This window comes from Streptomyces sp. NPDC050674, from assembly GCF_040654575.1.
Lineage (GTDB): Bacteria > Actinomycetota > Actinomycetes > Streptomycetales > Streptomycetaceae > Streptomyces.
This window is the reverse complement of the sequence record NZ_JBFAIG010000022.1, coordinates 101,041-127,197: the sequence shown is the minus strand read 5'-3', so window position 1 is coordinate 127,197 and position 26,157 is coordinate 101,041. Positions and strand designations below refer to the sequence as shown.

Annotated in this window: 17 protein-coding genes; 8 read left to right on the top strand and 9 right to left on the bottom strand. The window is 73.1% G+C overall.

From position 1 onward, the window contains the following. From AB0I06_RS29920 to AB0I06_RS29905, 4 genes are all read right to left on the bottom strand, one after another. Positions 1 to 4,302: beta-ketoacyl synthase N-terminal-like domain-containing protein (locus AB0I06_RS29920; protein WP_363121963.1), on the bottom strand; the 4,302-nt coding region annotated here is incomplete at its 3' end. A 248-nt stretch (positions 4,303 to 4,550) separates the two neighbouring features. After that, positions 4,551 to 5,972, bottom strand: coding sequence for an NAD(P)/FAD-dependent oxidoreductase (locus AB0I06_RS29915; protein ID WP_363121962.1), 1,422 nt, complete (start codon positions 5,970 to 5,972; stop codon positions 4,551 to 4,553). 189 nt (positions 5,973 to 6,161) lie between these two features. Then, positions 6,162 to 7,049, bottom strand: coding sequence for an NAD(P)-binding domain-containing protein (locus tag AB0I06_RS29910; RefSeq protein WP_363121961.1), 888 nt, complete (start codon positions 7,047 to 7,049; stop codon positions 6,162 to 6,164). An 85-nt stretch (positions 7,050 to 7,134) separates the two neighbouring features. Further along, complete coding sequence (locus tag AB0I06_RS29905; protein WP_363121960.1) at positions 7,135 to 8,310, bottom strand: acyl-CoA dehydrogenase family protein; 1,176 nt, start codon at positions 8,308 to 8,310, stop codon at positions 7,135 to 7,137. 246 nt (positions 8,311 to 8,556) lie between these two features. Between AB0I06_RS29905 and AB0I06_RS29900 the strand changes: the two genes are divergently transcribed. The 5 genes from AB0I06_RS29900 to AB0I06_RS29880 all read left to right on the top strand — a co-directional run bounded on the left by AB0I06_RS29900 (position 8,557) and on the right by AB0I06_RS29880 (position 13,053). After that, positions 8,557 to 9,144, top strand: coding sequence for a maleylpyruvate isomerase N-terminal domain-containing protein (locus AB0I06_RS29900; protein WP_363121959.1), 588 nt, complete (start codon positions 8,557 to 8,559; stop codon positions 9,142 to 9,144). 269 nt (positions 9,145 to 9,413) lie between these two features. After that, positions 9,414 to 9,794 carry a nuclear transport factor 2 family protein gene (locus AB0I06_RS29895; RefSeq protein ID WP_363121958.1) on the top strand — a complete coding sequence of 127 codons (381 nt, stop codon included), beginning with the start codon at positions 9,414 to 9,416 and terminating at the stop codon, positions 9,792 to 9,794. Positions 9,795 to 9,902: 108 nt separating this feature from the next. Next, on the top strand, positions 9,903 to 11,327 hold the full coding sequence (locus tag AB0I06_RS29890) for an NAD(P)/FAD-dependent oxidoreductase (RefSeq protein WP_363121957.1): 1,425 nt from the start codon (positions 9,903 to 9,905) through the stop codon (positions 11,325 to 11,327). A 47-nt stretch (positions 11,328 to 11,374) separates the two neighbouring features. Next, on the top strand, positions 11,375 to 11,803 hold the full coding sequence (locus AB0I06_RS29885; protein ID WP_363121956.1) for a nuclear transport factor 2 family protein: 429 nt from the start codon (positions 11,375 to 11,377) through the stop codon (positions 11,801 to 11,803). Between the two features lie 74 nt (positions 11,804 to 11,877). Further along, the gene (locus tag AB0I06_RS29880) at positions 11,878 to 13,053 is read left to right on the top strand and encodes an acyl-CoA dehydrogenase family protein (RefSeq protein WP_363121955.1); all 1,176 of its coding nucleotides are present in this window, start codon (positions 11,878 to 11,880) and stop codon (positions 13,051 to 13,053) included. Between the two features lie 134 nt (positions 13,054 to 13,187). Here AB0I06_RS29880 and AB0I06_RS29875 read toward each other — a convergent pair whose 3' ends face one another. Continuing rightward, positions 13,188 to 13,733 (bottom strand): flavin reductase family protein, encoded by a 546-nt coding sequence (locus tag AB0I06_RS29875; protein ID WP_363121954.1) that lies wholly within the window; start codon positions 13,731 to 13,733, stop codon positions 13,188 to 13,190. Between the two features lie 188 nt (positions 13,734 to 13,921). Here AB0I06_RS29875 and AB0I06_RS29870 point away from each other — a divergent pair, with 188 nt between their 5' ends. Then, positions 13,922 to 15,523, top strand: coding sequence for an aminotransferase class III-fold pyridoxal phosphate-dependent enzyme (locus AB0I06_RS29870; protein ID WP_363121953.1), 1,602 nt, complete (start codon positions 13,922 to 13,924; stop codon positions 15,521 to 15,523). Positions 15,524 to 15,717: 194 nt separating this feature from the next. Continuing rightward, on the top strand, positions 15,718 to 18,126 hold the full coding sequence (locus tag AB0I06_RS29865) for a BTAD domain-containing putative transcriptional regulator (protein WP_363121952.1): 2,409 nt from the start codon (positions 15,718 to 15,720) through the stop codon (positions 18,124 to 18,126). Here the strand turns inward: AB0I06_RS29865 and AB0I06_RS29860 are convergent. The 4 genes from AB0I06_RS29860 to AB0I06_RS29845 form a co-directional block, all read right to left on the bottom strand. After that, the gene (locus AB0I06_RS29860) at positions 18,079 to 18,672 is read right to left on the bottom strand and encodes a hypothetical protein (protein WP_363121951.1); all 594 of its coding nucleotides are present in this window, start codon (positions 18,670 to 18,672) and stop codon (positions 18,079 to 18,081) included. The genes AB0I06_RS29865 and AB0I06_RS29860 overlap by 48 nt on opposite strands. Before the next feature lie 150 nt (positions 18,673 to 18,822). Next, the gene (locus AB0I06_RS29855) at positions 18,823 to 21,312 is read right to left on the bottom strand and encodes a BTAD domain-containing putative transcriptional regulator (RefSeq protein ID WP_363121950.1); all 2,490 of its coding nucleotides are present in this window, start codon (positions 21,310 to 21,312) and stop codon (positions 18,823 to 18,825) included. Between the two features lie 29 nt (positions 21,313 to 21,341). Beyond that, complete coding sequence (locus tag AB0I06_RS29850; protein WP_363121949.1) at positions 21,342 to 22,127, bottom strand: alpha/beta fold hydrolase; 786 nt, start codon at positions 22,125 to 22,127, stop codon at positions 21,342 to 21,344. Beyond that, positions 22,070 to 22,744 (bottom strand): NAD(P)H-dependent oxidoreductase, encoded by a 675-nt coding sequence (locus AB0I06_RS29845; protein WP_363121948.1) that lies wholly within the window; start codon positions 22,742 to 22,744, stop codon positions 22,070 to 22,072. Before AB0I06_RS29845 ends, AB0I06_RS29850 begins: the two co-directional genes overlap by 58 nt. Positions 22,745 to 22,918: 174 nt before the next feature. Here AB0I06_RS29845 and AB0I06_RS29840 point away from each other — a divergent pair, with 174 nt between their 5' ends. Beyond that, positions 22,919 to 26,155, top strand: coding sequence for a BTAD domain-containing putative transcriptional regulator (locus AB0I06_RS29840; RefSeq protein ID WP_363121947.1), 3,237 nt, complete (start codon positions 22,919 to 22,921; stop codon positions 26,153 to 26,155). The last annotated feature ends 2 nt before the right edge of the window (positions 26,156 to 26,157 follow it).

Sequence of the window (26,157 nt, the reverse complement as noted above, 5' to 3'; positions counted from 1 at the left end):
CACATGCGCGTTCGTCCCGCTGATCCCGAACGACGAGACACCCGCACGCCGCGGCGCGCCCTCCCGGGCGGCCCACTCACGCTCCTCGGTCAGCAGCTCGACCGCGCCCGTGTCCCACTCCACGAACGGCGACGGCTCGTCCACGTGCAGCGTCCGCGGCAGCACACCGTGCCGCATCGCCTGCACCATCTTGATCACACCACCCACACCCGCGGCAGCCTGCGCATGCCCGATGTTCGACTTCAACGACCCCAGCAACAACGGCCGTTCGCGGTCCTGGCCGTACGTCGCCAGCAGCGCCTGCGCCTCGATCGGGTCACCCAGCCGGGTGCCCGTACCGTGCGCCTCCACCGCGTCCACCTCGGCGGGCGTGAGACGGGCGTCGGACAGGGCGTCGCGGATGACGCGCTGCTGGGAAGGGCCGACGGGGGCGGTCAGACCGTTGCCCGTGCCGTCCTGGTTGATCGCGCTGCCCCGGACCAGCGCCAGCACCCGGTGCCCGTTGCGGAGGGCGTCGGACAGGCGCTCGACGACGAGGAGGCCGACCCCCTCGGCCCAGGAGGTGCCGTCGGCGGAGGCGGCGAAGGACTTGGAACGCCCGTCGGCGGCCAGGCCGCGCTGGCGGGAGAACTCCACGAACATGCCGGGCGACGACATGACGGTCGCGCCGCCCGCGAGGGCCAGGCTGGTCTCGCCCGAGCGCAGGGAGCGCACCGCCATGTGCAGCGCGACCAGCGAGGACGAGCAGGCCGTGTCGACGGTGACCGCCGGGCCGAGCAGTCCGAGCTGGTAGGCGATGCGGCCGGACATGACGCTCGGGGTGGTGCCGGTGAGGAGGTGCCCCTCGACGGTGTCGGGGGCCTCGTGCATCCGGGGCCCGTAGTCGAGGGCGGTGGCGCCCACGAACACGCCGGTACGGCTGCCCTTGAGGGCGGCGGCGTCCAGCCCGGCCCGTTCGACGGCCTCCCAGGCGGTCTCCAGGAGGAGGCGCTGCTGCGGGTCCATGGCGAGGGCCTCGCGGGGCGAGATCCCGAAGAACTCGTTGTCGAACAGGGCGGCGTCGTGCAGGAAGCCACCCTCACGGACGGTGCTGTGCCCGCCGTGCGTGGGGTCGGCGTCGTAGAGGTCCGCGTCCCAGCCCCGGTCGCCCGGGAAGCCGGAGATGGCGTCCCGGCCCTCGGCAACCAGGTGCCACAGATCTTCGGGGGATGTGACGCCGCCCGGGTAACGGCAGGCCATGCCGACGATGGCGATGGGCTCGTGTGCCATGTCGCCGGTGGTGCCCGCGCGGTCGTCGTCGGTGGCGGCGGTGCCCGGGCCGGCGAGGAGGGTGGTGAGGTGGACGATGAGGGCGGCCGGGGTGGGATGGTCGAACAGCAGCCCGCTGGGCAGCTTCAGGCCGGTGGCGGCGGCGAGGGCGTCGCGCAGCTCGACCGTCATCAGGGAGTCGAAGCCGAGGTCCTTGAACGCCGCGTGCGGGTCGACGCGCCCGGCGTCGGTGTGCTCCAGGACGGCGGCGACCCGCTCCAGCACGAGGGCGGTGGCGTCATGAGCCGGGGCGGCCGGGAGTTCGGTGGGCTCGGCTTCGGGCCGGTCCGGTGCCGGTGTCCGCACAGCGGGGGCGGCGGGGCCGTCGATCCAGTGGCGCTCGCGCTGAAAGGCGTAGGTGGGCAGGGGGACGCGGCGGCCCGGGGCGCCGTCGTGCACGGCCGCCCAGTCGACCCGCGTGCCCCGGACGAACGCGGCGGCGACGCCGTTGAGCAGGGAGCGGACCTCGGCGCGCCCCGCGCGCAGCGTGGCGACGGGAGCGGCGTCCTGGGTGCTCGCGGCGGCCAGTGCGGTGAGGACGCCGTCGGGGCCCAGCTCCAGCAGGGTGGCGGCGCTCAGGCTCTCCAGGGTGCGTACGGCGTCGAGGAAGCGCACGGGGCGGCGCACCTGCTCGACCCAGTAGGCGGGCGAGGTCCACTGGCCCGGTTCGACGGCGGTGCCGGTGACGGTGGACACGGCGGGGATCCGCGGCTCGTGGAAGGCCAGCTCCTCCACGACCGCGCGGAACTTCTCCAGCATCGGGTCCATGAGCGGCGAGTGGAAGGCGTGGCTGACGGTGAGGCGACGGGTCTTGCGGCCCCGCGCGGCGAGCTGCTCCGCGACGGCCGTGACGCCGTCGAGTGCGCCGGAGAGCACCACCGCGCGCGGCCCGTTGACGGCGGCGACGGCCACCGGCCCGTCCTGCGCGGCGAGCAGGGGCAGCACCTCGTCCTCGGTGGCCTCGACGGCGACCATGGCTCCGCCGGCGGGCAGTTCCTGCATCAGCCGGCCGCGGGCGGCGACCAGGCGGGCCGCGTCGTCCAGGGACAGCACGCCCGCGACATGGGCGGCGGCGATCTCGCCGATGGAGTGGCCGGCCACCTGGCCGGGGGTGATGCCCCAGGAGGTGACCAGGCGGTACAGGGCGACCTCGACGGCGAACAGCGCGGGCTGGGTCCAGGCGGTGTCGTCCAGGTGTTCCCCGGAGTCCACCACGTCGGCGAGGGGCCGCTCGAGCAGCGGGGCGAAGGCCTGGCACACCTCGTCGAAGGCGGCGCGGAACACCGGGAAGGCGGCGCGCAGTTCCCGGCCCATGCCGGTGCGCTGGGCGCCCTGGCCGGTGAAGAGGAAGGCCGTCGTGCCGGGGCGGGCGACGCCCGTGACGACCTGCGGGGCGGGCCGGCCCTCGGCCAGGGCGGTCAGGCCGGTGACCATGCCGGCACGGTCGTCGGCGAGGACGACGGCCCGGTGTTCGAAGACGGTGCGGGTGGTGGCCAGGGAGCGGCCGACGTCCTCGGGACGGGGCGCGGGTTCGGCGGTCACGGCGGCACGCAGCCGGTCGGCCTGGGCGGCGAGGGCGGTGGTGCCGCGCCCGGAGACCACCCAGGGCAGCAGGACACCGTCCTGCTCGGGGGCGGCGGCCGCCGGTGTGGCCGGTGACGGCGTGGCCGGGGCCTGACCGAGGACGACGTGGGCGTTGGTGCCGCCCATGCCGAACGAGGAGACACCGGCGATCAGCGGCCGGTGGGGAGCGGGCCAGTCGCCCGTCTCGCGCTGCACCTCCAGACCGAGCTCGGCCAGCGGGATCGCCGGGTTCGGGGTGTCGAAGTTGAGGCTGGCGGGCAGGCGGCGGTGGCGCAGGGCCAGCAGGGTCTTGATCAGGCCGACGATGCCCGCGGCGCCCTCCAGGTGGCCCACGTTGGTCTTGGCGGACCCGACCCGCAGCGGACCGGCGTCGGAGCGCGCAGCGCCCAGCACCGCGCCGAGTGCGGCGGCCTCGACGGGGTCGCCGACCGGCGTGCCGGTGCCGTGCAGTTCGACGTACTGGACGGCCTGGGGGTCGAGGCCGCTGCGTTCGTACGCCTCGCGCAGGACCCGTTCCTGGCTGTCCTGGCCGGGCACGGTCAGCCCGGGCGTGGCGCCGTCGTTGTTGACGGCGCTGGCGTGGATGACGCCGAGGACGTCGTCGCCGTCGGCGAGGGCCCGGGACAGCGGCTTGAGGACGACGGCTCCGCCGCCCTCGCCGCGTACGAAGCCGTTGGCGCGGGCGTCGAAGGTGTAGGTGGTGCCGTCGGGGGACAGGCCGCCGAAGCGCTCCCCGGCCACCGCGGCCTCGGCGAGGATGTTGAGGTTGACCCCGGCGACGATGGCGGCGTCGGACTCGCCGGCGCGCAGGGACTCGCACGCCAGGTGCACGGCGACCAGTGAGGAGGACTGGGCCGAGTCGACGGTGAGGCTGGGGCCGCGCAGTCCGAGGTGGTAGGAGACGCGGTTGGCGATCACACCGCGGTTGACGCCGGTCATGGTGTGCTGGGTGACGGTCCGGGCGCCGTGCTGGTAGAGCAGGGCCGCGTAGTCGTCGCGCAGGGTGCCGACGAAGACGGCGGTGCGGCTGCCGCGCAGGGTGGCCGGGACGATCCCGGCGTTCTCCAGGGCCTCCCAGGCCAGTTCGAGCACGAGGCGCTGCTGCGGGTCCATGACGCGGGCCTCGCGCGGGGCGATGCCGAAGAAGCCGGCGTCGAAGGTGTCGACGCGTTCGAGGAAGCCCCCGTGGCGCAGACCGGGTGCGGTGCCCTCGGGCGCGGCCTCGCCGGTCGCGGACCGCCACCGGTCCGCCGGGGCGGGGGTGATGGCGCAGGAGCCGGTGCTGAGCAGGTCCCAGAACGCCTGTGGATCCCCGGCTCCGGGCAGACGGCAGGAAAGGCCGACGACGGCGATTTCCTCGCTCCGTGCACGGCGCGTTTCGATCGATTCGGACGGGTGCTGATTCGTCATCGCGCTCGACTGCCCTTTCGGCCGCATTACCGCAGAACTGCTGAGTGGGGGAATGTTCGGCCCGATCGTAGGCAGGGGGGTCTCTCCCCCTTCTCAGTGTCCGTCCTCGCTTCGGTAATTCGACGCGAGCGACGTACGAGAGACGTGCCACCGAAAGGGACGGGAGAAAAGAGAAGGCGCCATGACCGGGCGGTGGACGGGGACCGCACTCCCCGTGTCCCACCGCCCGGTCATGGCGCTGCCGTCGGTCAGCCGGCGAGGGTGGCGGCCTGTTCCGCGGCACGGAAGCCGGACTCCAGGGCGCCTTCGACGAAGGCCCCGTTCCAGCCGCTCGCTATGTCACCGCCGGCGAAGACGATGCGTCCGAACGGCTGCTGGATGTCCGGCAGTTGACGAAGGAGCTGTCCCGGCCGGCGCAGGCCCCAGCCGCCGCGCGCGTACGGGTCCTTGTGCCATTCCTTGGCCCGGTACTCGACGACCCTGGCCTCCGGCAGCAGCCCGCGGACGGCGGCGCGCACCGCCTGCGGGTCGGACACGTCGAGGGCGGGCCCGGTGAAGGCGACGAAGATGCGGCCGTCGGGCAGCTGCTTCTGCGGGATCAGCAGCAGGATGGGGGCGCCCTCGGGGGCCTGGGCGGACACCGCCTCGGAGGTGCCCCGCACCCGCAGCCACAGCTTGGTGGCGTGCGGTACGCCGATTCCCTCGCGGGCGGCGTCGGCGTACACCTTGGGCAGGCCCGGCTCGAAGGTGAGCGTGGACCACATGTTGACGGGTGTGGCGAGCACGACCACCGGGGCCTGGTACACCCGTCCGCCGCGGACCTCGACGTGGGTGAGTCCGCCGCGCTCGCGGATGGCGGTGACCGGCGAGTTGAGGCTGACGGTCGCCCCGGAGTCGCGCAGCATGCGTTCCAGGATGGCGATCATGCCGCCCTCGGGCAGCTCGCTCATCACGGAGAGGAACTGGTCGTAGGTGCCGCCCGCCAGCTGGTACCACTGGGCCAGGCCGGTGAGGGAGCCGGTGCGGTTGCCGCCGGCGAACACCGAGGTGGCGCCGCTCACCCAGTCGTGGTCGACCCCGGTCAGCTGGAGCTGGGCGATGCGGTCGGCGAGCGAGAGGCGGTCCACGGACGCCAGCAGGTCCTTGCGGTACAGCGGTTCGTAGGGCCGCTCGAAGTACTGCTCGGAGCCGGCGTAGAAGTCCGCGAACAGGCTGTTGAGCCGGGCTCCGGCCTCCTGCGGGGAGTGGCTGGTGTAGCCGTTCGGGCCGGGCATCACCATGCGGGTGGCGTGCACGTCCTCGCTGGTGGCCAGCGAGTAGCGCTTGAGTTCGCGGGCCACGAGGTTCTGGCCGGGGCCGAACCAGCCGCCGCCCAGTTCGATGTGCTGGCCCGCCAGTGTGCCGGGTTCGATGCGGCCGCCGATCCGGCCGCGCGCCTCCAGCACCAGGACCCTCATGCCACGGGCGCCCAGTTCGCGGGCGACGGTGCCGCCCGCGTAACCGGCGCCGATCACGATGGCGTCGTAGGGCTTGTCGTCCGCGGCGGCGGAGGAGGCCGCCGCGGTGACGGCACCGGCGGTGAGCGCGGTGGCGCCCGCCGCCTTCAGCAGCGTTCGTCTGGTGGGACGCCCGTGGGAGCGAGGGGTCGTGCTGTCGCCGTTCTCGGTCATGGAACACACCTTTCGCGAAGAGCGGGAAATGCCGGACGGAAAGCACTCGGAATCGGCGGATGAAAACACGGGAAGAATGGCGCGGCCGATACGGAACGCCGGTGTTCCGGGCATGGGGAAGGGGCCGGTTCCGACGGGGGATTCGGAAGCGGCCCCTTCGTCAGGGGGTGAGGCGAATACCGGACCCGGTCACTTGGCGGGGCGGCGGTATGCCTTCACGACACTGGCGTAGCTGTTCTTTGCGTGGCCCTGGGCGATGATGCCCTCCATCAGCGCCTCGGAGTACTTGGGCAGCTCGGTGTCGACACCGAGCGCCTCGGACTCCTCGACGAGGTGCTTGAGCGCACCGAGGTGCGTCTCCAGAGTGGCGTCGTTGGCCGGGAACTTCTCGTCACCGGCGTCGATCTGCGCGGCGTAGTCGGCCGTGAACATCTTGATGGCGTCGAGCCACATGTGGGCCCACGGCAGGAACTCCTGCGCCTTGACGCCGCCGGTCTCCACGATGGCGACGCCGTGCAGGAAGCTGTTGAGGGCGCCCCACATCAGGCCGAGCAGCGACACGTCGAACAGGGCGGGCTTGCCGTGGTCGGTGCCGAGGTAGGTGGTGCCGCCGCCGAGCAGCTTCAGCACGGGCTCGTGGGCGTCGAAGACGGCCTGGTCACCGGCGTAGAAGAGGACGGAGGTCTCGGCGCCGATGCCGGGCGGGGTGATCATGATGGCGCCGTCGAGGTACTGCGCGCCGTTCTTCTCGGCCCACTCGGCGGTCTGCCGGGCCTGCTCGGAGGAGCCCGTGGTCAGGTTGACGACGGTCTTGCCGCGCAGGGCGTCGCCGAGCGAGCCGATGACGTCGTGCACCACGTCGTACGTCGACACGCACACGACCACCAGGTCGCTCGCGGCGACGGCGTCGGCGGGGGTCGCGGCGAGGACGGCGCCGTCCTTGACGAGGCCGTCGGCCTTGTCCGCCGAGCGGTTCCACACGGTGGTGGCGTGGCCCGCCTTCAGGAAGGCGGCGGCCAGGGCCTGCCCCATCAGGCCGAGGCCGAGCACCGACACCGCGGTGTGGTTGTCACCCATGAATCAGTTCCTCCAGTACGAAGTGGTGTGCTGAGCGAACCGGCGCGCCGGGCGCGCCGGTGAAATAGGGGTCCGGGGCGCCGACTCAGAGGAAGACGGTGCCGGGCTCCAGGCCGACCAGGACGCGGCCCTGGAGTTCGAGGTTGACGTCGGCGTTGGCGAGCGCGTGCAGCGAGAAGCCCTGGATGTCGCGGTGGAAGCGCTGCAGGTGGACGTCGCGCCGGATGACGGAGCCGCCGCCGGCTTCGAAGAGGATCTGCACGGCTTCCTTGGCCAGTTGGGCCGCGAAGCCGGTCTGGCCGCGCACGATGGCCTTCTCCTCGTCGGTGGGCTGCTCGCCGGCGTCGGCGCGCTCCTGGAGGAGGGTGAGCCAGCGGGTGGACAGGGCCTCGGCGGCGTCGATCTTGTTGGCGGCCGTGGCGACCTGGATCTGTGTGAGCGGGTGCAGTTTCTGGTCGGTCCAGTCGGTGTACGTGATGCCGCGGCCGGGGAGGCGCTCGAGGAACAGCTCGTAGGCGCCGCGCGCGATGCCGATGAACACGGCGGCGCACTCGGCCATGACGAAGCTGAGCAGTCCGTAGTTGCGGCCGGTGGCGCCCGTGTTGGAGCGGTCACCGGTCGCGCTGACCATGACCTCCTCGAAGGACACGGCGTGGTGGGCCGGCACGAAGACGTCCTCGGCGATCGCGGTGGCACTGCCGGTGGCGGCGCCGGCCGAGACGTCCCAGTCGTCGACGATCCTGAGGTCGGACATGGGGACGAGGGCCATGATCTCACCCTCGGTGCCGTCCGGGTTGCGCACCATCGCGGCGGTGAAGTCCCAGTCGGCGCCCTTGCAGCCGGTGTTGAACTTCCAGGTGCCGTTGAGGAGGTAGCCGCCCTCGGTGGGGACGGCGACGCCGGTGGGCGCGAAGGCGCTGGAGATCTTGACGGAGCCGGCCGCGAAGACCTCTTCCTGGGCCCGGTCGGGGTAGAGCGTCGCCGTCCAGGTGCTCGTCACCCACACCATCGTCACCCAGGCGGCGGCCGGGCAGCCGCGGCCGATCTCGGTGATGACCCGGGCCTGGTCGGCGAGCGGCAGGTCGAGCCCGCCGAACCGGCGCGGCACGGCCATGCGGAACACCCCGGCCTTCTCCAGGAGTTCGATGCTCTCGTCGAGCAGCCAGCCGCGGTCCTCGGCGGCGCGGCCGTTCTCCCGCAGGGTCGGGACGATGCTGTCCACGGCTTCCAGTACGGCTGCCAGGTCGTCGTTCGTGGCCATTTACGGCTCCTCGATTGTGATTCCTACTGCCGGTCGAGAGGCGTGAGAACCCAACGCTCCCCGGCAGTTCAAAACCTTACTGAAGGGCTCGGGTAAATGAGTAAGGGCACACTCATTGGCCGGTCATCACTGCCGTACCTCCGGAAACCGGAGGCGATCTGACGTGCCATTACCGGGCAATTACCGGACAGTGGACGGAAAATGATCGCAGGGTGCCCGCAAAGGCCGGTGTGGGACCATCCCAGCATGACTCTTTCATGGCCCGAACTCGTGACGACGGCGGCTGAGGACACCACCTCGGCACTCGAAAAGGGAGCCGATCAGAACTGGCACGGAAAGGCGGGTGATCTGGACTGGAGCTGTCGGGAGACGCTTTCGCACATCGCGCTCGGGGTGGTGGGGTACGCGGGTCTGCTCATCGCCCGCCCGACCGACCGCTACATCACCCTCTTCTCCTCGATCGACGGCCACGCCCCGGTGCCGGCCGCCCTGGAGGGCATCCGGATCGCGGGCACGCTGCTCGCAGGCACCGTCCGCGACACCCCGCCGGACGTCCGCGCCTGGCACCCCTACGGCCACTCCGACGCGGCCGGCTTCGCCGCGATGGGCGTGCTCGAACTCGTCGTGCACGGGCGGGACATCGCGCAGGGCGTGGGTGTGGAGTACACGCCCTCGGACACCCTGGCGGCGCCCGTGGTCGAGCGGCTCTTCCCCGACGCGCCCACCGGCCACTCCCCCGCCGAGACGCTGCTGTGGTGCACGGGACGCGCCACCCTGCCCGGGCTGCCGCGCCGCGGCGCCTGGCGCTGGGACGGCCGGGTGCGCCAGGCCTGAGGCCGCCCCCGCCCTCCCGTTCACCGGTTCACGTGCCGCCGGGCGACTCGCACACCGTCGCCCGGCGGCACTGTCGTGTCCGGCCCCGCCCGCGCGGAGACCACGGCATTACCGCAGCGTGGCTGGAACGTTGAACTCGCCCGAATAGTGTCGGCCACGGAAATGCACGAGCACCCGCACCACCCGTGCAGGACCCGCGTGGAACGTTTCTTCCTCTGGACGTTCCCCTCAAACGTTTCTCCAGCCAAGAAGGCAGGTCGATTTCCGCCATGTCCGAGCTCATCGCGGAACTGGAAAACCACACCGCCCGCTACGTGGAGGCCGTCAACGCCGGCGACTACGAGACGGTCGAGAAGTTCTACACCGCCGAAGCGATCGCCGTCTGGGAACCGGGCAAGCCGCTCAGCGGTGACGAACGCCGGAAATACCAGCGGGAATTCCTGGAGGCCGGGCCGCGCATGGCGGCCAAGCCCCGGCAGGTGTTCGTGACCGGCCAGACCGCGCTGATGATCGTCGACTGGACGATCGACATCACCGGCGCCGACGGCACCACCGAGCACCTGGCCGGTGTCGGGGTGGACGTGCTGACCCGCGGCGAGGACGGGGTGTGGCGCTACGCCATCGACGACCCGTACGGCCAGGCGAGCTGACCGGCGCGAGCGCCACGGCACGCGGCACCGAGAACACCTTGGCTCATGAGTGAGATGCCGGCTCCGCACGGCGGGCCCGCACCTAGTACACGGGGGACACACAGCACCATGCACAGCACCGGACCCATCAGCGGGCGGCGGCCGACACGCCGCACCCTGCTCAAGGCGGCCGGGGCGGCCGCCGTCACGGTACCCGCCCTCGCCCCGATCGCCCCGGCGGCCTCGGCCGCCACCCGCGGCGCCGCGGCGGACTGGGACGTCATCGTCATCGGCGCGGGTTTCGCCGGCATCACCGCGGCCCGCGAACTGCGCGCCCGGAACAAGCGGGTGCTCGTCCTGGAGGCCCGCGACCGCATCGGCGGCCGCACCTGGACGGACACCTACGGCGGCCAGTTGATCGAGCGCGGCGGGACCTGGGTGGAGCCGACCCAGCCCTACCTCGGCGCCGAACTCACGCGCTACAAGCTGGCGTTGGAGGAGGACGAGCCGATCTCGACCACCTGGCTGCCGACGCCGAACGGCCCGCGGCAGTTCACGCCCGAGGACGGCTTCGGCCGGATGGGCACCGTCTTCGAGCGCATGTTCGACGGCACGCGGACGTACTTCGACAGGCCGTTCCAGCCCCTGCACCGGGCCGACCTGTTGCAGAGCCTGGACAAGCTGACGCTGCGCGACCGCCTGACCCAGCTCGCCCTCACGCCCGAGGAGGAACTCCTCGTGAACGGGCAGACGGCGGTCTACGCCGGCGGCTCGAGCACAGCCGGTGCCTTCACCATGTTCGCCCACTGGTGGGCCCTGGCCGGTCACACCAACGCCGGCTGGAACGACACCATGCGCTGGCGCATCGCCAAGGGCACCAAGGCGCTGCTCCAGGCGATGGTCGACGAGGCCAAACCGACGATCCGGCTCAGCTCGCCGGTCGCCTCGGTGAACGACACGGGGTCACTGGTGTACGTCACCACCACCTCCGGCACGCGCTACAGCGCCACCGCGGTCGTCGTCGCGATGCCGGTCAACGCCCTGAACACGGTCAAGTTCAGCCCGTCCCTGCCCCCGGCGCTCACCACGGCGACGAGTCAGGGCATCGCCGTGACGAACGCGGTCAAGCTGTGGATCCACGCCCGCAAGGGAGCCGGCCGCGTCTACGGCCAGGGCGCCGAGGGCGGTTCGCCGATCCCCATGCTGCTGCCGTTCAAGGAGACCTCCGAAGGCATGCTCTACGTCGCCTTCAGCACCGATCCCCAGCTCGATCCGACCAGCACGGCCCAGGTGAAGAAGGCCGTGCAGCAGCTCGGCGTGAACCTGGACGTCATCGGCGTCAAGGCGCACGACTGGGGCCGCGACCCGTACGCGCGCGGCGGCTGGGCGTTCCGCAAGCCGCGGCAGCTCACCACGCTCTACCCGGAGGTCACCTACACCAGCGGGCGTCTCTCCTTCGCCAGCGGCGACATAGCCAACGGCTGGAGCGGCTACATCGACGGCGCCATCGAGTCCGGTCTGCGTGCCGCCCGGCAGGCAGCGGGCGAGGAATGACCACCGAGGCATCACCCACCCACCCCCCGGAAGGGAACCGCATCCCCATGTCAGCCACGTCTTTCACCGTGCCCTTCGACCCGGAACACCCCGACCTCACGTCCGACACGGACATCCAGAACGAGATCTTCATCCAGGTCTTCAACTCGGGTGACGGCGAGCTGTTCAACCGCCTCTACCTGGAGGACTCGGTGTCGAACTTCTCCGGCGAGCCCCTGACGGGCGCCGACCGGCTGGCGTTCTTCAAGGAGTTCCTGGCCTCCAAGCCGACCCTCAAGGCGAGTGTCACCCACTCCTACGTCGCCGGTGACGTGGCCCTGATCGGGGTCGAGTACTCCATCGACACCACCGGCCCCGACGGCGAGCCGGTCCGGCTGGAGGGCGTCTGCACCGACGTGCTCCGCAAGACCGAGGACGGCCGCTGGCTGATGGCCATCGACCGTCCGGTGGCCGCGACCGGTCTCGTCGCCGACTAGGGCGCCCCGGGAGCCCCCCTGGCACCCAGGGGGGCTCCGCCATGCCGAGCACCCCGATGGCCCGAGGAGAGACAGTGACCGATCAGGAAGCCCTGGCGTCCGTGCTGGACGCCGTACGCGACGCCGTGCCCACGCTGCGCGCGAACGGCGCGGACGCGGAGGAACAGCGTTGGATCCCCGACGAGAACATCCGGCTGCTGGAGAAGGCGGGGGTGTTCCGCGCCGCGGTGCCCCGCGCCCATGGCGGGCTCGACCTCGGCGTCGCCGACCAGTTCAAGGTCATCGCCGAGGTCGCCCGCGGCTGCCCGTCCACCGGCTGGCTGACCATGGTGTGGCTCACCAGCACCTGGTGCGCCTCCCTCTACCCCGACCGGGCCCAGCGGGAGGTGTTCGCCAGGGGCGGCACCCGGGTGTCCATCGTCTTCGCCCCGACCGGCACCCTCACCCCCGTCGACGGCGGTTACCGGCTCAACGGCACCTGGGGCTACAACTCCGGCGTCCGGGGCGCCGACTGGGATCTGCTCGCCGCGATGGTGGAGCGCCCCGACGGGACCCACGAGGAACTCGTCGCGCTGGTCCCGGTCTCCGAGCTGGAGGTCACCGACGACTGGCACGTCAGCGCGGGGGCCGCCACCGGCAGCTGCACCACCACCGCCCAGGACGTCTTCGTCCCCGCCCATCGCGTGGTCTCCCTGGAGGAGGCCATGGTCAGCGCGACCGGTGACCGCGAGAACACGGGCGCCACCGGCCGCAACTACGGACTGCTCGGTTACGTCCTCTCCGGCGTCGCCGCCGCGTTCACCGGCATCGCGCGCGGCGCCTACGAGCTGTTCCTCGAGCGCCTCCCCGGCCGCGGCATCACGTACACGGACTGGACCGACCAGAAGCTGCACCCGCTCACGCAGATCCAGGTCGCCACGGCCGCCAACAAGATTGACGCCTCCGAGGCCCTGGCGGACCTCTGGCTGGAGGTCCTCCAGACCCGGGCCGACGCCGGCGAGCAGCCCACCGACGAGCAGAAGGCCGTGATCCGCGGCCGGACGGCCTACGCGGCTCAGCTGGCCAAGGAGGCCGTGGAGCTGCTGTACACGGCGAGCGGCGGCTCGGTCATCCGGCGCGAGGTCCCCCTCCAACGCTTCCACCGCGACATCCAGGGCTTCTCGCTGCACGCCCTGGTCCAGCGGGACGCCAACCTGGAGGTACAGGGGCGGGTCCTGGTCGGCATGGACCCGGGCACGTACTTCCTGTGACGGACTTCCCGTGACGCACGGCCCCCGGCGAGAGCGGGGGGCCGTGACACGCGGCAGGGGCGGCACCACCGGTGAGGTGGTGCCGCCCCTGCCGCGTCCGCCGGTCCCGGCGGCGGCCGGCGGGACCGGCGCGGTCAGGCGACGGTGGCGGGCTTTCCGAAGCGGCCGTTGACGAACAGCAGCTCGTCACCGGTGGCGCCCTGGCCCGCCGCCAGCACGGTGCCGATGAAGATGGTGTGGTCGCCGAACGCGTGGGACTCGGTCAGCTCGCACTCCAGCCACGCCACCGAGTCCTCGAGCAGCGGGGCGCCCGTGTGCTCGCCGGCACGCCAGTCCACGCGCTCGAACTGGGCGGCGCCCAGGGTGCGGCTCTTGTCGGCGAAGTGCCGGGCGAGGGACTCCTGGTGGGCGCCGAGTATGTTCACCGCGAAGCGCCCGGCGCCGGTGAGGGCACCGTGCATGACCGCGCTGTGCCCGACGCTGCACAGCACCGACGGGGGATCGAGCGAGACCGAGCTGAACGCGTTCGCCGTCATGGCGTGCAGGTGCTCCCCGCCCACGGTGAGGACCGTGACACCGGTGGCGAAGCGGGACATCACCCCACGCAACCGGTCCGGGCGTACCGGCTCGTGACCGGAACGCACGGCGGCGTGATCGAGTTCGGCGGACGCGGAATTCATGCCACTCTCCGATGGGTCACGGGACACGTCTGGGCCGTCCGCACATCAGGCGCAGCCGGCGCCATCAACGTAACCGCGGCGTCTCGCGGTCACTTCATGCCCGGGTAACCGGTGGGCCTTCAGTGACCGGGCGTGACCGATGACCTCTCAGTGACCGGACGTTTACCCGGCCATCGGACCCTGAGGTCATGACTGAGACCTCCGCCGCGGCCGCGGTACGCGAACTCGCCGAGCCCTATCTGCGCCAGGTACTCGACACCGCGGGACTGGCGGTGGAATACGTGCGTGCCGAGGGAAACAGCCTGTACCTACGGGACGACGACGGCACCGAGGTCCCGGTCGTGGACTTCGCCGGCGGTTACGGCTCGGTGCTGCTCGGCCACCACCACCCCGAGATCACCACGTACGCCCGTCAGCTGCTCGCCGAACATACACCGATCCACGCCCAGTTCTCGCGCCACCCCTACGCCAACCGGCTGGCCGCCGAACTGAACCGCATCATCGCGCGTGAACTCTCCGACGACGAGCCTTATTACGCCATCTTCGGCAACAGTGGCGCGGAAGCGGTGGAAGCCGCCGTCAAGCACGCCGAGTTGGACCGGGGTCTACGCGTGTCGGAGCTGCTGCGCTCCGTCGACGCCGAACTGGCGGCCGCCCGCGCCGCGGTGGCCGGGGGAACGGCCACCGTGCACGGTGAGGCGGCCGCGCGGCTCGGGGTCGCCCTCGCCGCCGACGGCAACGACGCCGTCGGTGTCCTGGAGGCGGCGATCAGGCGCCGCAACGACGAGGTCGCCGCCGCCCCGCCGCTGTTCCTCGCCCTGGAGGGCGGCTTCCACGGCAAACTCGCCGGCAGTGTGCAGCTGACCCACAACGAGGGCTACCGGCTGCCCTTCAAGTCGCTCGGGGCGCAGGCGCGGTTCGTCCCGCACGACAGCCCCGAGGACCTGAACGCCGTCCACGCGCGTGAACGCCGGGTGCTGCTCGGCCTGAGCGTGGAGAACGGCCGGATCACGGTGACGGAGCACGAGTTCCCCGTCTTCTGCGCCTTCCTCGTCGAGCCCGTCCAGGGCGAGGGCGGGATCCGTGTCCTGTCGGCCGAGTTCGCCCGGGAGATCCAGGAGTTCTGCGCCCGGATCGACTGCCCCGTCGTCGTCGACGAGATCCAGAGCGGAATGGGCCGCACCGGCGCCCTGCTCGCCAGCTCCCGGATCGGCCTGCGCGGCGACTACTACACCCTGGCCAAGACGCTCGGCGGCGGCGTCACGAAGGCGTCGGTGATGCTGGTGCGCGAGAAGCGCTACCGCCGGGACTTCGAGATCGTGCACAGCTCGACCTTCGCCAAGGACAGCTTCTCCTGCCACATCGCGCTGAAGGTCCTCGAACTGCTGGAGAGGGACGGCGGCGCGGCCTACCGGCAGGCCGAGGAACGCGGTGCGGCGCTGCGCGCGAAACTCGACGCGCTGCGCGCGGAGTTCCCCGACGTGGTGGCGGACGTGCGCGGGCACGGGCTGATGCAGGGCCTGGAGTTCCACGACCAGTCCGGCGCCTCGTCGCCGGAACTGAGCCGCATCGCGCAGAGTGGCCTGTTCGGCTACTTCCTGGCGGGCCACCTGCTGCGCCGACACCGGGTGAGGACGTTCCCGACGGCCAGCGCGGTCGGCACGTTGCGCTTCGAACCCTCGATATATGTCACAGACGCCGAACTCGGTCAGCTGTACGCCGGACTGCGTGACGTGTGCACACTGTTGCGCAAGCAGGCCGGCGACGAACTCATCGCCGCGGGCCGCTGATCCACCCCTGACGGGTCCGCCGCCTCCCCCCACCGGCGGACTCCCGGGGAACATTCCGGCCGCCGCCGGCCGTGACCGGGCCGGCGCCCTCGGCCGGGAGCAGTACGGGAAGCGGACGGCGCTGACGACTTGTCACGCGCCGGTCCGGTTCCGGGGAAACGCAGCACGCCGGAGCAAGCGAAACGGGGGAGCTCATGCAGTTCCGCTTACTGGGGCCACTCGAGGTCGAGCATGCGGGGGGACCGCCGGGCGGCCTGGTGGATCTGGGCGGGCACCGGCAACGCGCCGTCCTGGCGTATCTGCTGTTGCAGGCGAACAAGGTGGTGTCCACCAGCCAGATGCTGTCGGCCCTGTGGCCCGACGAGGACGCGCCCATGACCGCGCGCAAGATCCTTCAGAACGCCGTCTGGAAACTGCGCGGTGTCCTGTCGCGGCCGCCGCGGGCCGAGCACGGTCCGGAGCTGCTGACCCGGGCGCCCGGCTATCTGCTGCGCGTACCCCAGCAGCGCGTCGACCTGCTCGACTACGAACAGCGGGTGGTGACGGGCCGCGCCGCCCTGGCGGCGGGCGAAGTGGAACGCGCCCGCCGCTCGCTCGGTGAGGCCCTGGGGCTGTGGCGCGGGCCCGTCCTGTCCGACCTGGTGGAGGAAGGTATCTGCTGGCCGGAGCTGACGGCCCTGCAAAACCGCCGGCTCGATGTCATGGAGGATCACTTCGAGGCCGCCCTGGCCTGTGGCCGGCACCAGCTCGTCCTGCCCGACCTGGAGAGCCTGGTGGCCGCCGAGCCGCTGCGGGAACGCGCCTCCGGGCAGCTGATGGTGGCCCTGTACCGGTGTGGGCGGCAGGCCGAGGCGCTGGCCGTGTTCGGCCGGGTGCGCACCGCGCTGGTCGAGGGGCTCGGGCTGGAACCCGGGCGTGAACTGCACCGGTTGCAGCAGGCGATCCTCACTCAGGACCCGGTGCTGGAGGCGCCCCGTACGGTGGGCGGCCGGGAGCCGGTGCGGCTCACCCCGGTCCCCCGGCCCGCCCCGCCCGCCCCCGCCCCGGCGCCCCCGCAGGCGGCGCCGGGGTCCGAACCGTCCGCGCGCACCGAGCCGGATCGGCCTGCCGGACCGGCCGCACCCGCCGGGGAGGCCGTGTTCACCGAACCGGCCGTTCCCGCGGGGCAGGACCTGCCCGCCGAAACGGCCGCGCCCGTGCAGCGGGTCGCGTGCACCGACCCGCCCGCGCGCACCGCACCGGCCGGGCCGGCGGAGCGGACCGCGCCGGGCGTCGAGCCCTCCTCGCCCGGCCGGCACGAGTCCCGTACCGCCAGCGTGGTCATGTTCCGCTTCGGGCTCGGCGCGGAACTGGAACGGGTGCTGGCCGAGGACCGCGACCGGGTGGTGGACGCGCTGACCCAGGTCGCCCGGGAGAAGACGGATCTCCACGGCGGCCGGGTGACGGCCGTGCTCGGTTCGACGGTGCTCGCCGTGTTCACCGACGGGACGGACCCGGCGGACAGGGCCGAGCGCGCGGTCCGCACCGCGTCCGCCGTCCGTGACAGCCTCAGTGTCCCCACCGGCACGCTCACGCCTCCGCAGGCCGCCGTGCGCGGTCTCACCGTCCACGCGGCCGTGGCGTCCGGCGAGGCCCTGCTGCCGCGCAGGCCGTCCGACGACCCGCCGCCGCCCTGGAGCGGCGGCAGGCTCGTCGACACCTGCCGGTCGATGCTCGCCCACGTGCAGGCCGGGGAGATCCACGTCTGCGCGCAGACCCACCGCCTGGTCGAGCGGGTGGCCACCTTCCGGCGGGCCTGCGCGTCGGCCCTCGCCCCGTGGGAACTGCACGCGCTGCACGACGACGTGACCGGTCTGTCGTGGGGCCCGGACGCCGGCTCCGCCGCCCACGGCAGCGAACTGGAACTGATGCGTCACACTCTGCTGCACACCCGGCAGCGCTCGGCGGCGCACCTCATCACCCTCATCGAGGGGTCCGGCCGGGCCCGTACACGCCTGCTGATGGAGTTCCAGCGGCGGGTCGAGGAGAACCACGGCGCTCCCGCGCGCGTGCTGGCGGGGACGGTCCCCGCACCCGGTACCGCCTCGGCCCTGTCGGTGCCGGCCGAGATCCTGGCCGCCTATTGCGGCATCGTTCCCGGCGGCCCCGAGGCCCACGCCTCGGCGCGGCTGCGGGCCACGCTGAACCGCCTGGGCTCCGGCCCGGCCGCCGGGGCGGACCTGTACACGCCCCTGGCCCGGCTGCTGTCGCCGCACCGGGCGGCGCACGAGCGGGAGAACTCCGCCGAGATGCTGCGGGCCTGGGCGGAGTTCCTGGCGCGGGCGGCGCGCGAGCAGCCGCTGGTGCTGATCTGGGACGACCTCCAGTACGCCGACGGGGCGCTGCTGGACATGGTGGAGCGGCTGACGCAGACCCATGCGGGTGTGCCGCTGCTCGTCGTCGTCGGCGCCGATTCCCGGCTGCCGGAGCGGCGTCCGGGCTGGGCCACCGCGCACCCGCGCACGGTGACCCTCAGCCTGAGCCTCGGCCCGGAGCCGGGCGACGCCCTGGACCGGCTACTTCAGTCGCTGCTTCCGCCGGTCCGGGAGTCGGAGGTCGCCTGAGCGCGTCCCGCCCGTGCCGGTGAGGCGGATGGCACGGGCGAGGGCGCCCAGGGCCCGTGTGACGTCGGCGGAGCCCTCGGGCAGGACGTCAGCGGCCGATTCGACCAGCAGCGACCCCGCCAGGGCCTCCCAGTCAGCCGCCGCGCCCGCGCGCACCGGGCCGGCGGACCCGGCGGTCACCGCCGTGCCGAGCACCTGTCGCGCCCACGTGCTCATGCGTTTCCGGTCCGCCGCGGTGACGCCCGGCACGGTACGCAGGCCGGTGGCGAAGCGGGCCAGTATCTCCCCGGAGTGCTCGGCGAGCAGCGTGTTTCGTCGTGCCGCCGTGCGCCCGGGCGGGCGGGCGAGGGGTGCGGAGTCGTCCGGCCGGGCCGGGCCGGCGTCACTGGGGCGGCCGGCCCGGCTCAGTCCTTCGTGCAGGGCAGCGGCGAACCGGGCGCCGACGAAGACGGCCAGCGGGGTGTCCATCTCTCCGGCGCCGGACGGACGCCCGGGCCGAGGTGAGGCGTGCGCGGGACGGCGGGTCTGTGGGGCTGCGATGTCCATGCGGACAGCACATCAAGTCCCGCCCACACGCCGCCCATTCGCGACTCCTCGACCCGGTCATCCCACACCCCCCGCCGTGCGGCCGCCACCCGGCCGACGGTGTCATCACACGGCTCTGCCCCCCTCAGCCTGAGGCCGAGGGGCCCGGTCTCACACCGCCCGGCGCCCGGGCCGTACCTCGACCGGTTCGGCCCCCTTGGCCCGGAACCCGGCGTGGATCCGGCCGGACGGTCTCGCCCGTTCCTCCTGGCGGCGGGGGCGGCAGTCCGGGAAGGGCAGGGTGCGCCGGGGCAGCGGGGCCGCCGGCTCGCGCAGCCGCGGCAGGGTGAGCCGGCTGGCGTGCTCGCTGCCGCTGCCCCAGAAGGGCCGTCGGCGCAGCAGGTCGGAGTGGCCGCACGCGACGACCAGCAGCGCCCCGGTACCGGCGACGGCCAGGGTCTCCGCCCAGTCCAGCACCGCCTCGTCGGCGAGGTGCAGATCGTCAAGGCACAGGACCAGGGGACGGTGGCGCGCCTCGTGCTCGATGACCTCACGCCAGGCGGCGAGCAGGTCGGCCCCGCGCACGGGCGGCCCGGAGTGGGGCGTGGGAGCCAGTACCCGCAGCAGCCGGGCGGCCACCACGTCGGATTCGACGGCGGAGCGGACCACGGCCCGGATCCGCTGCTCCGGCGGATCCGGCCGCGCTCCCTGGGGCGGCGCCCACGCGTCCAGCAGCGCGGCGGCCGTGCCGGCGGCGTCCTGGATGCCCTTGGGGCCGCGCGGCCGTACGACCCGCACCTCGTCGAAGTCACTCGCGAGGCGACGCTCGAACTGGGCGAGCAGGCCCGTCTTGCCGACCCCGTGGTCACCGAGCACCGTCAGCATGGAGGGCACGTCGTGGTGGCGCGAGTAGTCCAGCAGGTTCTCCAGCAGGGCCAGTTCGGGCCGGGGTCGCCCGCCGGTGCCGGCCGCGGCGGGCTCGCCCGTGTGCAGCGCCCGGGCCCTGCGGATGACGACGGCGCCGTCGGCGGCAAGGGGGGTGTCGTCGTAGCTCACCCACGCGCCGGTGTCGCCGGCCACGTCCTCGCTCACGTACAGCTCGCCCTCCGGGACACCGGTGAGCAGTCCGTGCGCCTTGTCGAGCAGGGTGCCCACCACCGAGACGGCGGCCCGCGGGTCGTGCGGGTCGTGCCGCACGATCGCCTTGCCGGAGATCACCACGGCGCGCATCACCATCCCCGCGCGGGCGGCCAGCCGTTCACGGGCCGCGAAGGCCGCGCGCACCGCGTTCAGCGACGCCTCGGGGCGCTCGGACCGGAGCCCGAACAGGGCGGCGCACAGTCCGCCCATGGAGCCGACGACGGTGCCGGAGCGTGTCTCGACGCTCTCGGTGAGCACGGTGACCGCGTCGTGCAGGGAGGTGTCCAGCTGCTCGCTCTCCATGGCCGCCGCGTCCCCGGCGGACTCGGTGCACACCACGAGCACGCACACGTCCCGCCGTTCGGCGACCGCGCCCCCCTCGGCGCCGGCCGGCCCCGGCCGTTCACCGCCGCCGAAGCCACCGTACGAGGACGCCGCCCCGCTCACGCCGACGCCGCCGTACGAAGAGGCCCCGCTCGTGCCGGCGCCCCCGAGCGAGGACACTCCGCCCGACGGATCACCCGTCCGCGCGCCGCCGTACGAGGACACCGCGCTCGCACGGACACCGTCCGGTACGAGCCCGGAGGGCGACGTCCCGCCGGTCCGTCCCGCTTCCACGAACCCCCCGGCGGACGGCGCCGTGCGCGAGAGGCCCGCCCCCTGCGCGGCGCCGGCCGGCAGCGGCGTGCGCGTGCGGTCGTCGGCATCCTCCGGGGCAGGCACCCGCCGGGGTTCCGGTACCGGGGCGTCAGGGGAGGCCAGCGTCCGGTCGTGGCGCAGGATCCGCCGTTGCAGGTTCTGCAGGGCGGCGGACGGCTCCAGGCCGTACTCCTCCACCAGGGCGAGCCGGACCCTGCTGAACACGCTCAGCGCTTCCGCCTGGCGCCCGCAGCGGTACAGGGCGAGCATCAACTGCCCGCACAATCGCTCCCGCAGGGGCTCGGCCTCGGCCAGTGAGGTGAGTTCGCCCAGCACGCCGTGGTGCCGGCCGCACGCCAGCTCCGCCTCGAAGCGGTCCTCCATGGCGTCCAGGCGCAGTTGACGCAACGCCGTCAGCTCGGCCCACTCCACGCCCTGCTCGGCCAGATCCGACAGGGCCGAGCCGCGCCACTCCGCCAGGGCCTCCCCCAGCAGCTCGGCGGCCTCGGCCGCCTCACCGGCGTCCAGGCGGGCCCGGCCCGCTGCGACGGCGCGTTCAAAGCGGGTCGCGTCGAGCTGTTCGGGGTCGACGCGCAGCACGTAGCCCGGCGCCCGGGTGAGCAGCCTGGGCGGCTCATGTCCCTCGGGGTCGCCGCTCTCCAGCAGGGCGCGCAGCCCCCAGACGGCGTTCTGCACCATCTTGCGCGCGGTGACCGGCCTGGCGTCCTCGGGCCACAGGGCCTCGAGGAGCTGGCTGGTGGCGACCACCTGGTTGGCGTGCAGGAGCAGCAGCCCGAGCACCGCTCGCTGCTTGACTCCGCCCAGCGGCAGACTCCGCCCGCCGCTCACCACGTCAAGCGGACCGAGAACCTTGAACTCCACGCCTACCCCCGTACGTCGAACACCCGTGTTCAGTCATGGCGGGCGCCGTTGCCCGATCGTTCGGCGCCCGCCGGGCGGACGCCGCTCAGTACCACCTCGGCGACGTCGCCGAGCCGCTGGTCCAGATAGAAGTGACCGCCGGGAAAGACCCGCACCTCGGTCTCGGCGCGGGTGAACGTCCGCCAGCCGGACGCCTCCTCGACGGAGACGACCGGGTCGGCGTCGCCGCACAGCACGGTGACCGGCGTGTGCAGCGGCTCCCGGGGCGTGAAGGAGTACGCGGCCAGGGCCGCGTAGTCGGCTCGCAGAGCGGGCAGCACCATCGCCACCAGCTCGGGGTCGTCGAGCAGGGAAACGCCGGGTCCGCCGAGCCGGCGTACGGCGGCCAGGATCGCGTCGTCGTCCGGCAGCGCGTCGTGCGCACCGCGTCGCGGCCCCGGCGCCCCCCGGGCCGACAGGAAGAGCCGGCGGGGCGGGCGGGCCCCGTGCTCCTCCAGGATCCGGGCGGTCTCGTAGGCCACCAGCGCCCCCATGCTGTGGCCGAAGAACGCGAAGGGCGCCGTCTCCTCCTCCTTCTGCTCTTTTTCCAGCTTCCCGGCGACGATCGCGGCCAGGGCCCGGATGTCCGCCACCGGCGTCTCCAGCCGGCGGTCCTGGCGGCCGGGGTACTGCACGGCCCGCACCTCGACGTGGGGTCGCACACTCCGGGACAGCGGCTGGTAGGCGCTGGCCGCGCCCCCGGCGTGCGGGAAGCAGATCAGCCTGAGAGCGTGGGGCTCGGGATCGCCGAAACGTCGGAACCACTGGCCGTCCATGGCGCGTTGCGCTCCTGTCTGTTCACCTGGGGTACGTGGTATCCGCGCTCTGCCCTGGCCCGGTGCAGCACACCGGCCCACCAGCTGAGGCGGTCGAACATCAGCCGGGCCGAGGCGTCCCAGTCGTCGGACGCGGCCAGGGTTCCATCGGGTCCGAGGCGCTCCCAGTAGTTGTGGAAGCTCACGGTCTCGTTCACCGTGACGGCGTGGACCTCGCCGAAGACCTGGCGCAGGGCCGCCACCGCGCACAGGCCGCTGGAGGGGCCGCCGTAGGAGAGGAATCCGACGGGTTTGGCGTGCCATTCCTCGTCGTACCAGTCGATCGCGTTCTTCAGCGACGCGGGGAACGTCCGATTGTGCTCGGGGGTGACCACCACGAACGCGTCGGCCGACGCCAGCCAGGGGGCCAGGTCCTTGACCGCCTGAGGCCGGGGCGCGGTCGGGTCGGCGGACATCACGTCCGGCAGCCAGGCCGTGGCGAGGTCGATGACGTCGACGTCGAAGTCGGGGCGCAACCGGGCCCGGGAGGCCAGCCATTCCGCCGCGACGTGCCCGAACCGGCCTTTCCTGATGCTGCCGATGATGATCGCCAGCCGCAGTCGTTCATTCTCGGACACCTGCCCCCGCCCTCCGCGCCCCCGCCGAATCGCATTCCTCGGGGAACCCTGGCATATGCCCCTTCGGATTCGCTTCGGACGGCTTCGGAAACACCTCGCAAACGCCCTTCGGGCCGATGGCCGAGGCCTTTTCGTCAGCGGTTGCGCCGGTCGTCGGCCGGTTACGCTGAGATCATGGAATTCGGGGTGCTGGGGCCGCTGGAGGTGCGCACGGACGAGGGTCGTCTGGTGCGGGTACCCGAAGTCAAGGTGCGTATGCTCCTCGCCGATCTGCTCGCCCATCAGGGGCAGGTCGTCCCCTCGGCGCGGCTCATCGAGGACCTGTGGGGCGGCTCGACGTTCACGGCCCGGCCGGCGGCGTCGCTCCAGGCCAAAGTGTCCCAGCTGCGGCGCGCGTTGGAGGACGCGGAGGCCGGCGGCCGCGAACTGGTCGCGCACCGGCCGCCGGGATACGTCCTGGACGTCCCGGCGGGAGCGCTCGACGCGGGGCGCTTCCGCGAACTGGTCGCCCGGGCCAGGTCCGGTGAGGACCCGGTGACCCGCGCGGCGCTGTACAGCGAGGCGCTGGCGCTGTGGCGCGGCCCCGCCTTCGCCGAGTTCACCGACCAGCCGTCCGTGCGGCCGACGGCGGCGAGCCTGGAGGAGGAGCGGCTGACGGCGGTGGAGGAACACGCCTCGGTGCGCCTGGAGTTGGGTGAGCACAGCCTGCTGGTGGGTGAGCTGACGGAGCTCGTGGCGCAGCACCCGCTGCGTGAGGGGCTGCGGGGTGCGCTGATGTGGGCGCTGTACCAGGCGGGGCGTTCCTCCGACGCGCTCGACTGCTTCAACGACCTGCGGCGCCGCCTCGACGAGGAGTTGGGGCTGACGCCCGGACCGTCGCTGGAGGCGTTGCAGCGGGCCATCCTGCGCCACGATCCGGTGCTGGCCCGTCCGGAGCCGGCCGTGCGGTCCGCCGCAGCGGTGCGGACCGGGCCGGGGCCGACCGGTGCGGCCTCGCCCCTGGTGGGCCGTGAACGGGAGATGGAGGCGATCCGCCCCCTGCTCTTACGGCGCCGCCTGGTCACGCTCACCGGACCGGGCGGGGTCGGCAAGACCCGTCTCGCCCAGGCCTTGGCGGAGAGCCTGGCGGGCGCGTTCGGTGACGGCACCTGGCTGGTGGAGCTGGCGGACGCCGGGGGCCTGGAGCGGTTCGCCGGCACGGAGGCGCTGGCCGAGCAGGTGATGGCGACGCTGGGCATCCGGGAGAGCACCTCGGACGACGACGCCGGGGGCCCCGCCGACCGCCTCGCGAACGCGCTGGCCGGCCGGCGGCTGCTGCTGGTGCTGGACAACTGCGAACACGTCGTGGAGGCCGTCGCCCGGCTCACCGGCCTGCTGCTCGGCAGGGCCCCGCACCTGCACATCCTGACGACCAGCCAGGAACCGCTGCGCACCCGGGACGAGACGGTGTATCCGGTGACGCCGCTGTCCCTGCCCCCGGAGGACGGGCCGGACCTCGACGCGCTGACCGCTTCGGGCGCCGTGCGCCTGTTCGTCGACCGGACCAGGGCGACGGACCCGGACTTCGTGCTGGACGCCACCACCGCTCCGCTGGTCGCGGATGTGTGCCGGCGCCTGGACGGCATTCCGCTCGCCCTGGAACTGGCCGCCACCCGCGTCAGATCGCTGGGCATCAGGGAACTGCACGACCGGCTCGACGACCGTTTCAAGGTGCTCAACAGCGGCTACCGGGACGCCCCTTCACGCCACCGGACGCTTCAGGCCACGCTCGACTGGAGCTGGGGCCTGCTCGACGACCGCGAGCGGACCGTGCTGCGCAGACTGTCGGTGTTCAGCGAGGGCTGCGGTCTGCGGGCCGCCGAGGAGGTGTGCTCCGGCGGTGGCGTGTCCCGCGCCGACGTGCTCGACGCGCTCAGCCTGCTCGTGGAGCGCTCGCTGGCCGTCCGCTCCGAGGGCCCTCAGGGACCGCGCTACCGGCTGCTGGAGTCGGTCGCGGTCTACGCGCGTGACATGCTCACCGCGTCGGGTGAGCACGCCGAGACCGCGGCCCGGCACCTGCGGCACTGCGTCCGCCTCGCCGAGCGGGCCCGGCCTCATCTGCACGAACGGGAGCAGTCCCGCTGGTTCCAGTACCTGGACCTGGAGGCGGCGAACGTACAGCGCGCGCTGGCCGAGGCCGACCGGTCCGGGGCCGCGCAGGAGGCGCTGCGCCTGGTCAACTCGCTGACCTGGTACTGGTACGTCCGCGGCCGGCTGGGCGAGGCCCGCAGGGCGCTGGCGACGGCCCTGGACACCCCCGGCGACGCCGCGCCCGGGGAGCGCGTGGAGGCGGAGTTCTGGTACACGGGCATCCGTCTGCTGCTCGGCGAGCACGACCGGGAGTGCGACGCCCCCGCGGAGGACCCGCCCGAGTCGACCCTGGAGTCCACCAGGGCCCAGTGGTTCCTGGCGCACGCGCAGTGGACGGTGGGGGCGCTGGTCAAGGGCGAGCAGCGGGTCGAGCGTGTCCTGCTCCGGTTCCGCACCCTGCGCGACGCGTGGGGCACCGCCGCCGCGCTGACCACGCGCGCGTGCTTCGCCCTGGCGCGCGGGGACCTGGAGTCGCTGCGCGGCAACGCCGAGGAGGCCCGCGCCCACTTTGCGGAACTGGGCGATCTGTGGGGCCGGTTGAAGACGACGGACGTGCTCGGCAGGCTCGCCGAGATCAACGGCGACTACGACCTGGCGGCCCGGCTGCACCGGGAGAGCCTGCGGATCGCCCAGGCCCTGGAGACCTGGCCCGAGATGTCCACGAAACTGTCGGGGCTCGGCCGGATCGCCCTGCTCACCCAGCGCTACGACGAGGCCGACGACCTGCACACCCGCGCCCTGCGGATCGCGGTCGGGCAGGGCAACCAGCCGGCCGAGCAGTTCGCCGCCCTGGGCCTCGCCCTGAGCGCCCGCCGCCAGGGCCGCCTGGACGCCGCCGAGGAGTGGCTGCGGCCCTGGCTCGACTGGAACCGCCGCCGCGGCGACGGCCCGGGCCTCGCGCTGGTGCTGGCGGAACTGGGCTTCATCGCCGAACAGCGCGGCGACGCCGAGCGCGCGCTGGCCTGCCACCGGGACGGTCTGGCAGCCGCCGCGACGACGAAGGACCCCCGCTCGGTCGCCCTGGCCCTGGAAGGTCTGGCAGGCGCGTACTCCCTGGCCGGGACCCCGGCCAGGGCGACCCGCCTGCTCGGCACGGCGGCGGCGACCCGGGAACGCGCCGGCGCCCCGCACCCCCCGGCGGAGCGGGGGGACGTGGAGCGCATCGCGGCCCGCCTGCGCGCCGCGATGGGCGAGGAGAGGTACCTGAGCGAGTTCACCGCCGGCACCCGGCGCACCCATGAGGCGGAAGTCCTGGCGGAGACGCACACGCGGTCACCGTGAGC